We start from the raw sequence: 11,694 nt of genomic DNA, 5'->3' as shown, positions 1-11,694 counted from the left end.
CCTAAAGTTTGTTTTTGAGAATCTCTGAGGATTTTTCTATGTTCATGAGCGTTATATTTCTTACTTTAAATTCTGTTTTTGAAACACTGTCTGAGTCTTTGATGCCATTTTTGCTGTAAAGTTTTGTTTTGTCCTCATCAAAAAAACGATACTTTTCTATGTGCTCATGCAGCTTTTGTTTTAATACGCATGCTCTTGCTACATACTTGCAGGGCGGAATTTATAATAAGTGGTCATTGGAGCTACGCTCCCATAACAGGAAAAGAGGTGATCTCGCAAGCTAGCTTGCAGAGTCACCTCTTATTCCTGTTTACATAGCCCGCAGAAAGCGGGCGTGACCACTTATTATAAATTCTTAACGCCCTGCTTCAGACAACGCAAACCGCATGCGCTTCAAAAGCTGCTTATGAGCACAAGAAAATGGCGTTTTTTTGAAATCGTTCAAACCAAAAACTTTACATGCAAAAAATGGCAATCAAAGACGAGTTTGTTTCAAAGAATTTAAAGTAAGAAATATAAAGCCATGAACATAAAAATCCAAAGGATGAACAAAAATAAACTTTAGGCTGGCGGCCCCACTGGGCTGAACTAGGCAGAGGCAGGACGCCCCCAGGCGAAGCCTCAAATAATCCTAGCCAACAAGTTATAATGACAGGTAGTCAACAAAAAGGTTATTGTTTCTGGTGGAAACTTTGGCGTTTGCACCCATTACTACAGGGAGCATTGGATCAATGTGACCGATGTCGGCGTCCATTATGATTGGAACGTTGAAATCTTTGAGTATCTCTGTAGCTGCGTTATATTGGTCTACTCCCATCATGTTCTGACTAAAAGCTGCGCGTGGTCTACCTATCACAAAGCCTTTCGCGTTAGTAAACCAGCCGGCTTCTCTGAGGTTCCAAAGGGCACGCCTATAGCTCATTGGTGTAAGGTCGCAGGCTTCAAGAACCCAGATTACATCTTGGTTCTTTTCGTTAAAAGATTTCATGTTATCAAAGCGTGTTCCAACAAGGTTTGCAAGAACATCAAGACAGCCACCAAGAAGAATTCCTTCAAAGGATACTTCTGCATCCTTAGAAAGCTTCTTTACATCAGATCCTACAAAGTCATAGATCACAAGTTCTTTATCTGCATTATATTCATAGGTGCAATCGTAGTAATAATCTGCTTTTGGAGGCACCTGATCGTCTTCATCATCTGTTTCAAAGGCAACCTTTTCATAGCCACTAAAAGAAGTCTTTGTTCCCTCTAGAAGCGCAAATGAATCTTCTTCTGTTCCTTCCCATTTCTTGGCAAATCCAGAAATGCAAGGTCCATAAATTCCCATAACTCCAGTCATGGTAACAAGTGGAAAGATAAAGTTTGTATTATCAGAATAGCCCATAAACCACTTTGGCGGATATTTTCCTAGCTCAATAAAGTCAACATGAGTAATGGTCTCATTCATGAGCTCACCTCCGCCAGCAGAGATAATGGCGTTTATATCATCTCTTTTATAAAACTCCATAAGCTCAGAGGCTGCAACCTTTGGATCAGTACTGATACCAATGCCATCACCAAGTCTAGCTGTCTTACCTTCAAGTATCTTATAGCCTCTTTCCTTGATCTTATCCAAAGAGACATCTATCATTGTACTGTAAGGCTCTGTTGCCGCACCAAAAGAAGGTGCTGTTATTCCTATTACATCTCCTTTTTTGATTGAAACAGGTCTTTTTATCAATTATAAATACCTCCAAAATCACTTAGCCGCGTCAGCCAGCTTAGAATATGACTTTCTATAATGTCTGTTCATCTTGTAGCAATCAAGAAGTGAAAGGTAATGACCCTCTCCATGGCGCATAACAGCAGTGTGAGCAATGCAGCCCTTATCAAGGACTATAGCAACTGCCATAGCTTCATCCTCAGTTGGTCCAAAGCAATATGCTCCATCATTTAAACAAAATGCTACATTTGCATTTTTCTTTATATGATGGAAGCTGTGACCGTCCTTACCATGCTCATTGCTAGGCACCTTAATGCTATAACCGATAAGCTGTGCAAAGTCATCAAGAAGCGGTCTCATATGATTTGCTCTTCTTGAAACTGTCATAACAGCTTCTGATTTATTTTGGATAATGTACTTAACATCCGGTCTCTTGGCATAGATTGCCTCATGTATCTCTTTTACCCTCTTAGGAGTATCAGCCACGTCATAGACAATATTTCCATCTTCCAAATGACTGTTAAATCCAACCTCGACGCCGTGGTGCATATCAGTTTTGCAAACATCGATAAGGAAATTATTGCAGGCAACCTCCATCTTCTCAGCCTCGTAGATAGCTTCTTTAGAATTCTTACCAAGGCAGACAGTTCCATGATTTGCCATTATAAAACCATTGCAGTCACTATATTTTCTTAGTACCTTTTCTACATTCTCAGCAAGCTTATCTGTTCCAGGAAGCGCATAAGCTGCCACAGGAATAGTGAGATCTTCATCATCAAAATATGTAAATATAGACTTCTGACCAAGTGTTCCTGCACATGAAGCATATACCTGATGTGTATGAACGATAAACTCTACGTCACTTCTGACTTTATAACAAACAGCATGAACCTTAAGTTCACTTGAAGGTTTAACATCTCCTTCATAAGACAGATCGTCGATATTAACCTGAACGATCATCTCTGGTACAAGATCTTCGTATCTGATACCGCTTGGAGTAATAAGAAAGCTCTTTTCATCTACTCTGCAGCTAATGTTTCCCCATGTCCTTACTAAAAGACCTATTTCATGAAGCTCTCTTGAGACTTCTATAATGTGCTTTTTCGCTTCTAGTATTTCTTCCCCATTTTGTAGCATTACATCAAAACTCCTTCAAAACATTTATCTTATTTGTCCATTTCCTGTGATCTGATATTTGTAAGATGTCAGTTCTTTAAGTCCCATTGGTCCTCTTGCGTGGAGCTTCTGTGTACTTATACCGATCTCAGCACCAAAACCAAACTCAAAACCATCAGTAAATCTAGTGGACGCATTAACATAGACACATGCAGCATCAACTCTTTTTAAGAATTTCTTTGCTGCATCTTTATTCTCAGTAATGATCGACTCTGAATGACCAGTATTATACTTGTTGATATGGTCAATTGCTTCATCAACATCACTTACTGTCTTCACTGAAATAATATAATCAAGATATTCCTTGTAAAAATCATCTTCTGTTGCAGGAACTGCCCCATCAAGATTCTCAATGCTTTCCTTATCAGCCCTGATCTCAACTGAATGTTCCTTCATAGCTTTTTCAAATAATGGCAAAAAGCTATCCTTGATGTCCTTATGAACAATAAGAGATTCTGCAGCATTACAGACTCCAATCCTCTGAGTCTTGGCATTTACGATGATAGGAATAGCCTTTTCGAAATCAGCATCCTTATCAACATAGATGTGACAATTACCTGTGCCAGTCTCAATAACAGGGATAGTTGAATTCTCAACAACAGCTCTGATAAGACCTGCACTTCCTCTAGGGATCAGGACGTCAACATAATCATTCATCTGCATGAACTTAGTAGTAACCTGTCTGTCAGTGTTTTCAATAAGCTGCACAGCATCAGGCTCAATATTCAAACTTTTAAGGGAATTCCTGATTGAATTCGTGATAGCGATATTACTGTTGATAGCGTCACTACCACCTTTAAGAATTACTGCGTTACCTGCTTTAAATGTAAGAGCAAAAGCGTCCGCAGTAACATTTGGACGTGATTCATAAATGATACCAATTACACCTAAAGGCACTCTAACCTTACTTATCTTAAGACCATTAGGTCTTTTGAAGCTTTCCATTACTTCGCCGATAGGATCCTCAAGGGCGCAAACTTCCCTAATGCCCTCTGCCATTGCTTCTATACGCTTTTCATCAAGCTTAAGCCTGTCAAGCATGCCCTGATGCATTCCCGAAAGCTTGCCTTCTTCATAATCAGCGTTATTGGCATCCAAAATAGTCTTGGTGTCATTAATAAGGCCATCCGCCACCTTTAAAAGAGCCTTGTTCTTCTCTTTAGTCGTTAGGTCTTGTACCTTATATTTTGCCTCTTTAGCTCTTCTGCAAATTTCTATAAGTTCCATACCATTCCTCCTGTTTACACAAGTAGTATTTACTTATCTCAAATAGCCCTTACAGAATAATACCACATACAGAGCCTAAAACACTACTCTTTTCCAATGCTTCTAGGAGAAATTACATGCTAATTTTTGTTTAAAATTCACAGTTTCTAATACTTCCAAACATTCGCAAAATCAATTACTCTCAGTGATAACTTGTAAAACAGGGATATCATGAGCATCCGCTGGAATACAATATACCATCTGAAGTTCAAAAGCCAAGGCTATAGTCTTTATCAGTGGATACTTTGAAAGGAACCTGTCATAATAACCTCCCTTATATCCAATCCTGTTGCCCTGTCTGTCAAAAGCAACACCAGGAACAACTATAAGGGTCTTTAGCATATCTTTTGACTTATCGAATATCTCAGCATTCTCATGATACAGCGGCTCTCTAATTCCATAATAGCCCTCTTTAAGATCATAAGGACTATCGATCCTTACAAACTCCATTACACCGTTTTCTACATCCGTGCATTTGGGGCAAAAGACACTTTTTCCGCTTTTAAGAGCATCAGCAATAATTCCATCTGTAATAACTTCACTTCTCATAGATGCATAAATAAGGATATTTTCTGCATTTTTATATTCATAAGCAGAAATAAGCTTATTAGCAATAACCTTACTCTTATCAGATATTTCTTGAGAAGTAAGGCTATCTCTTTTTGAAATTATTTCTTTTCGGATCATGTCTTTGCTATTCATCTAAGCCCTCGATCATGCATGAAAATCTTCATATGGTATGTCTATATAAAAGCATCCTGCTGCATAATATGCAATTTCATACTGGTAATAAACTAATGTAACGTGATCTTCATAAAACTCTAGATGTGTTGTATCAAATCCAGCCTGCTCATAGGCATTATGATATATGGATTCATCATCTCCTATATCATCATGACTGTTTCTCTCTTCACCTTCAGGAGAGTTAAAGTATTCAACAGTCTTTTCAGCCATTAGCTTTTTAAACTCTTCCTCTGTTCCGTCAAAGAAATCGCTTATGCCCATCTTTTTACCTGTATCAAGGTCATAGACAAGCATGTAACCTGCGCCGTAACCGTGAGCTGCGCCAACGCCCATAGAGTAATAACTTTCATCAACAGTTAAGTAATGATCTTTTATAATATCAACATTCCATGTCATCTGTTCATAGGTATCTGTTACGTCAGAATAATAATCACCTCTCAATGAACAGTCATCTTCATCATAATCGCCAAACATTTTATCTACATCATAGCGAATAATATTTTCTTTAATACTTTTGTTTATCTCGTCTGCATGATCTGAATACTCATCAGATAATACAAAGTACTCCTGATAAGTCCTCATAAGTGTTTTGCCGCAATTTGGACAATCATATTTTGGAGCCTCATATTCTACAGTTCCATATTTAAGAGCATTATATTCGTCATAAACGCAATCCGTTGGAAATATATCACCTGAGCTAGCATCGATAATAAGCCATTTTCCCTGACTTCCATCTACATCAGTAAAATATATCTTTCCATCATTTATATAATAACCATCTTGATAGCTAGAATTATAGCCGCTTCCTGGAGTTCTTTCTTTTTTATAGAGTAGCTTTTCTTCACCATTTTTTACATCATAGGCATAGTAATAGGTCTCATCCATCATATATGTGTCAGTGTATACTTCATCAATATAATAGATGTAATTATTATCAAAGCCTTTGCAATATACATAAGAATCAGAACAGAACTCTTTAGCTTCTCCAGTTTTGGGATCAACTAGCTCAGCCTTTATAAAGTTATGATCCTCATCATAGGAATAAATGATAAAACCATCCTTATCATATCCAAACAATGCATTACTCTGCTGGTAATCATAAGGAACCTTTGTTACTTCGCCATCTTTAGAAATAGCATAAAGCACTTCGTCCTTATATTCATCATTAAATGCTGGAACAAAGCCAATTTCATCAAATATTCTTGTGTAAGAGCCTTTTTCAAAAATAAGACTGTACTGGATAGCATAGTCTTTTGCTCCTTCAAAAAAGTCCTTAAGGTCTACATCACTTTCAGAATACTCAAGGTTATCACTAAACTCAAACTTCTTCTCAAAGTCTCTTCCCGTGATATAAATATTGCCCTTATAATAATCGATATCGCAAAAGCCTCCATCTATCTCACAAAAAAGAACCGAGTTTTTGGTTTTAGTATTTACTGCATAATAATCACTTTTCTTCCAATCATTTGTAGAATTGCAAACACTGCAAAAAACAATATCACCGTAAGAGTACTCAATATCAATACTATGTTTATCTTCTCCAACTTCAAACTTATTAGAAAGAATGTTATAAACTTCTGATCTATCTATAGTCTTAATGCATTTTCCAGACTCATCAACTATATAACTATAATCGCCATCCTCTGAACCAAGGAAAAAATAAGGATAATCTTCCTCTGATGCATTCTGATCTTTAGACTCCTCGTTTGAAGCTACATCAGAAGACGCTGTGCTACTTGATTTAAAAGCTGCCTTTTCCCCGCAACCAGATAAAGCAATATTCATACACATAATAGCTGAAATAGCTAATATAAATTTTTTATTTCTCATTGGTATTCCCCTTTTTGTAAAAAATGTCTCCGTGAAGAATACACATCAAAGTCCTCATATGTTGCCACTTAGATCATCTTAGTTGCCACAAATTCAGCAATTTTCATACCATCCATTGCGGCAGACATGATTCCACCTGCATATCCAGCACCTTCACCGCATGGGAAAAGACCTTTCACATTTATAGACTCTCCATTTTCATCCCTGTTGATCCTAACTGGAGATGACGTTCTAGATTCAACGCCAGATACAAGGGCGCCATCACTGTTATAGCCCTTAATCATCCTTCCAAACTTTTCCATGCCTTCTACAAAGGCTTCATTTAGATCCTTTGGAAGAATCTCATGAACATTAGCAAAAGCATACTGTCCCCTCATATTAGGAGTATTAGAATTATCAGCTACTAAGTCGTCACTTTTATTTCCTTCAAGATCAGGTCTTATGGCCTTTCTAAAGTCCCCATAGTACTCAACAGGAATCTTTCCTCCACCTATTTCATAGGCTTTCTCTTCAAGGCTTCTTTGGAACTCTACACCTGATAATATATCTTCACTTCCAAAATCCTTAGGATCAACTGTAATGATGATAGCTGAGTTTGCATTCTTGCCATCACGCTTTGAATAGCTCATTCCGTTAACAGCAAGTCTCCCCTTTTCAGAGGATGCATTAACAACGAAGCCGCCAGGACACATGCAGAATGAATAAACACCTCTTCCTGCGTCAGTTGTAGCTGTAAGCTTGTAAGGGGCAGCAGGCAGTGCCTTTGGACTTTCTACTCCATACTGAGACAGATTTATAAGAGTCTGTGGATGTTCTACTCTAAAGCCAACAGCAAAAGGCTTTGGCTTCATATCAACATTCTTGTCACTTAGCATATAGAACGTATCTCTAGCACTGTGGCCAATAGCAAGAACAACTTCACTACATTCAATATTCTCAGTATTCCCTGTATTTTGATCTACCACCTTAACTGAAGTAATTTGACTATTTCCATCAATGTTTATCTCAGAAACAAGGCTTTCAAATCTAACTTCTCCGCCCCACTCTATGATCTTCTTTCTCATATTCTTAACTACATTTCTAAGAATATCAGTACCAATATGAGGCTTGGCATCATATAAGATATCTTCAGGAGCACCATTTTCTACAAAGATCTTAAGGGCAGCTCTCCCTCTTCCATCCTTGTCCTTAACCATAGTATTAAGCTTACCATCAGAAAATGTGCCAGCTCCACCCTCTCCAAACTGCACATTTGTCCTCTCATCAAGCTCTCCAGTCTCCCAAAAATGCTCAACAATCTCAGTCCTCTTATCTACATCTGCTCCTCTTTCTAAAATAAGCGGCTTAAATCCATTCCTTGCAAGCTCGTATCCGCAAAAAAGTCCAGCAGGGCCAGAACCAATAATAACTGGCCTCTTAGTTGCTGCAACATTCACGCACTTATAAGGAAACTCATAAACTACCTGCTCTACAAAGCTAACATTCTTATCCTTGCACTTCTTTAAAGCCTTCCCCTCATCAAGTCCCTTTAACTTCACATCAACCATATACACTTCATAGATCTCAGGCTTCTTCCTGGCATCAATAGACCTTCTAATGATCTCCAAATTCTCAATCTGTCCTCTATCAATCCTAAGCACCTTACAAATATGCTTTTCAAGCTTTCCCCTAACTTCCTCCTTAGAAAAAGCTCTCTCCAAATCTATTTTAATTTTTATCTGATTTACTCTTATCATCTTAATTCCTCAAATAATTTTCTTTTTACCTTTTATTTATCAATAACATTAATTAGTAATATATTAAATACTAACCTTTTTCAACTTTACTTATTTGGGCGTTATCTTTTCACTACTTCCTTTTATCATTTCGAATATCGGAAGATTTTGTATTCCTTCCCTGAACGTAATGAAGGAGATGCAGGGAGTTATATGAGCATCTTTATGGTCTTTAAAATCGTCAGTACTTAGGCATTGTTTTTTAATGCCTTAGTACTGCTACGATTTTAACGAAGCGAGAGCGTCCATAAAATGCTCATATAACCCCTGCATCTCCTCAAAACCTACCGGGAGGCCAACAACCTACCGGGAAGCCAACAACCTACCGGCATCACAAAGACGCCACGGTACCAGCGATACTTCCGGATGTCCAAGCCCACTGCAAGTTATAACCACCGCAGCGACCGTCTACATCAAGGAGTTCTCCCACAACGAATAGTCCATCATGATTTTTTACCGTCATGTCATCCCTGATATCTCCAAGACTGACTCCTCCTGCTGTAACCTGCGAAGCTTGATAACCGTAGCTATCTGAAAGCTTGAGCTTATAATTCCTGTAGCAATCAAAAATACTAAAAACCATGCTCTCTGAAATATTCTTCATCTTCATCGAACGTCCCATCTTAGTCTTTCTGATTACCAGATCATTTATGTAGCAGTTATGAAAACCATTCAAAAACTCTTCTAATGTCCTGTCGTCCCTTAGCTGTAGCATCTCTTTGCAAAGTGAAAGATAATCATCCTCGTCATAATCCGCAAAGAAATTAATTGAAACAGTTATAGGTTTCTTTTCCTCAACAAACTTTATAATCTTGCTGCTAGCCTGCATTACAGGAATACCAGATATTCCATCCTTGGTAAGCTGAAGTTCTCCATATTCTCTTGCCAGCTCTTCATTGCCAAGGTAAAAGGCAGCTTCAGCAGTTGAACGCACTCCTGCTTCTGGAAGTATCTCACCATCCTCACATTTAAATCCTACCAGTGCCGGATGAGTATCCTTTATTGTCATACCAAGCTTTTTGCAAATGTAATAGCCATCGCCTGTAGACATAGTACTCTTTGCACCAGATAAAGATCCTATTGCCACAATAACCCTATCTGCAAAATAGTAGTTCTTGGAGGTTACTACCTGGTAGATATGATCATCTTTGTTTTCTTCAATTGACTTAACCTGCTCACCAAATATAATGTTTACGCCAAGTCTCTTTAGTTCATTTACAAAAGCTGAAACAACAGTGCTGGCCTGTCCAGAAATCGGATATAAATATCCATCTTCACTTTTAATGATAATACCTAAGGATTTAAAGAAATTTATGACATCTAATACGCCATAAACAGATAGCCACTGCTTCATTCTATTTTCAGCAGCGGGATTATACATCTTTTCACTCATATCAAGATTTGACAGATTGCATCTGCCATTTCCTGTCATAGAGAGCTTTTTACCAAGCTGAGTATTCTTTTCGATGATGGTTACATCTGCACCATTTCTTGCAGCATAGATAGCTGCGCACATACCAGCTGCACCACCACCTGCAACAATAATCTTTCTACTCAATTTTATTCCTCATAATAATCTCTTGAATTTCTAGGAACAAATCCATTATAAACAAATCCAAAAGGAATTTTCTTTAGTGAATTCCTATTGAACTCACCTAAAAATACCATAGCAAACAGGTATCCAAAGTAAAATACAACAAAACAAATGACAAAAGTCAAAATATCACCTACAAGATTTATGAACAACTTATTTATCAAAAAGATCACAAAGCCTGCTACAGCTGCGGCAAATAAAGGTTTACCAAAATTCTTGGCAAAGTCAAAATTGTATTTAAGCATCTTCTTAAGCATAAAGAACGAGCTCAAACAATAAAATATTACAGACACAAGACTTGCAAGCATCATTCCATATACGCCAAGCTTAAGAAGAACTGTAAAGGCGATAAGTAAAGCCACATGAACAGCCCATGAAAGAGCCAGACATACTGTTGTAAGAATGGTCTTACCCATATGATTTAAAAGCCATGATAAAAACATAGCTACAGCTCCAAACACGATCAGCGGACTTCCAATCCTGATAAGCATGCTGGACATCTCTACGTCTTTACCAAATAAGGCAATCTCTAAGGTCTGAGCCATTACAAAAACAAATATCATAACAGGAATAACAAGCTTAAGGCTTACAGAAGCCAGATCATCAAGTCTGTCTCTGGCGCCTTCTATCTCGTCTCTTTCTATTCTAGCCATAACTCTGTTCCATGGTCTTATAAATGGAACACAGCAAAGTAAAATGCAGGTAACGATGACAGGAATTGCTCTTCCTGCATATATTCCCATCAGAGTCTGAAAATCAAGCTCTGCTTCTGCCTTTTTATGTGTGATCACAAAGAAGATCTGATCCACAAGAACTAAAAGCGCAGGACTTATATATAAAAGAACTATGGATCTTATACTTGTAAGTACATCATTCTTATTATCAAGATATCTTGGAGCGCCTTCCTTTACGATTTCTTCTATCTCTGCTTTTCTTATAGTGAAACTGATAAGAATCTGTAATAAGCCTCCCAGTGAGCCAATTAAAATTCCTAAAAGCATTCCAGCTGATCCGTATACAGCACTAAGTTCTGATATATGGAAAAGATCATTTACCTTAAGTCCATACCTATACATGATAAGTGATAAAAATATGCCTGAAACAAAAGAGATAACGGCTATTATAAGGTCTGAAATCACGATCGGTTTAGTATATCCTATTCCCTGAAGGTAACCTCTTAAAACTCCTTGTATACATAGCACAATGGAAGTAATTCCAACCATGATGCAGGCAAAGTTTCCTCTGCTAGAGCCAAACAGCTTCTCAGAAAGGAAAAAGCTTCCGATAAGAAGCATTGCCATTACTACGATGCCAGAAATAATAAATATCCTAAAGGATCTCTTCATATTGGCCTCTGCATTTAAAAATTGAGACCTTCTTGCTCTTACACGAACCATGACCCACACAGACTTTTGTACTGCCAAAACAAATATCAGGTACAAAATATAAAAAACAGATAACGGACCAGACAAAAAGCCTGCTCCCTTATCCCCATATATTCTAAGTCCACATATTGTATAGACCATCATTATGATAATAGCCCAATATACAGCAGCTGTTAGTATATCAGGTCTTATTCTCTTTTCCTCAAAATACTGCTTCATACC

8 protein-coding genes are annotated in these 11,694 nt (G+C 37.8%); all 8 read right to left on the bottom strand.

Annotated elements, in window-relative coordinates:
- Positions 1–643: 643 nt before the first annotated feature.
- Positions 644–1,720: a S66 family peptidase gene (locus BUA02_RS07760; RefSeq protein WP_083572694.1), complete on the bottom strand. Its 1,077-nt coding sequence runs from the start codon at positions 1,718–1,720 to the stop codon at positions 644–646.
- Between the two features lie 18 nt (positions 1,721–1,738).
- Positions 1,739–2,839 (bottom strand): class II aldolase/adducin family protein, encoded by a 1,101-nt coding sequence (locus BUA02_RS07755; protein WP_072702435.1) that lies wholly within the window; start codon positions 2,837–2,839, stop codon positions 1,739–1,741.
- A gap of 24 nt (positions 2,840–2,863) precedes the next feature.
- Positions 2,864–4,105 (bottom strand): glutamate-5-semialdehyde dehydrogenase, encoded by a 1,242-nt coding sequence (locus BUA02_RS07750; protein ID WP_072702432.1) that lies wholly within the window; start codon positions 4,103–4,105, stop codon positions 2,864–2,866.
- Positions 4,106–4,276: 171 nt separating this feature from the next.
- Positions 4,277–4,846, bottom strand: a complete 570-nt coding sequence (locus BUA02_RS07745; protein ID WP_072702429.1) for a 5-formyltetrahydrofolate cyclo-ligase — start codon at positions 4,844–4,846, stop codon at positions 4,277–4,279.
- 12 nt (positions 4,847–4,858) lie between these two features.
- A complete protein-coding gene (locus BUA02_RS07740) occupies positions 4,859–6,718 on the bottom strand; it encodes an RsiV family protein (protein WP_072702426.1) in 1,860 nt (619 codons plus the stop codon).
- Positions 6,719–6,786: 68 nt separating this feature from the next.
- Positions 6,787–8,454, bottom strand: a complete 1,668-nt coding sequence (locus BUA02_RS07735) for an NAD(P)/FAD-dependent oxidoreductase (protein ID WP_072702424.1) — start codon at positions 8,452–8,454, stop codon at positions 6,787–6,789.
- A gap of 370 nt (positions 8,455–8,824) precedes the next feature.
- Positions 8,825–10,051, bottom strand: a complete 1,227-nt coding sequence (locus BUA02_RS07730; protein ID WP_072702422.1) for an aminoacetone oxidase family FAD-binding enzyme — start codon at positions 10,049–10,051, stop codon at positions 8,825–8,827.
- Between the two features lie 2 nt (positions 10,052–10,053).
- Entirely contained in the window at positions 10,054–11,691 is a 1,638-nt protein-coding gene (locus BUA02_RS07725) for an MATE family efflux transporter (RefSeq protein ID WP_072702419.1), read from the bottom strand.
- Positions 11,692–11,694 lie beyond the last annotated feature (3 nt).

Origin of the sequence: Butyrivibrio hungatei DSM 14810, assembly GCF_900143205.1 — a bacterium.
GTDB classification, from domain to species: Bacteria; Bacillota; Clostridia; order Lachnospirales; family Lachnospiraceae; genus Butyrivibrio; species Butyrivibrio hungatei.
The sequence above is the reverse complement of the archived record's forward strand: the minus strand, read 5'-3'. Positions and strand labels throughout refer to the sequence as shown.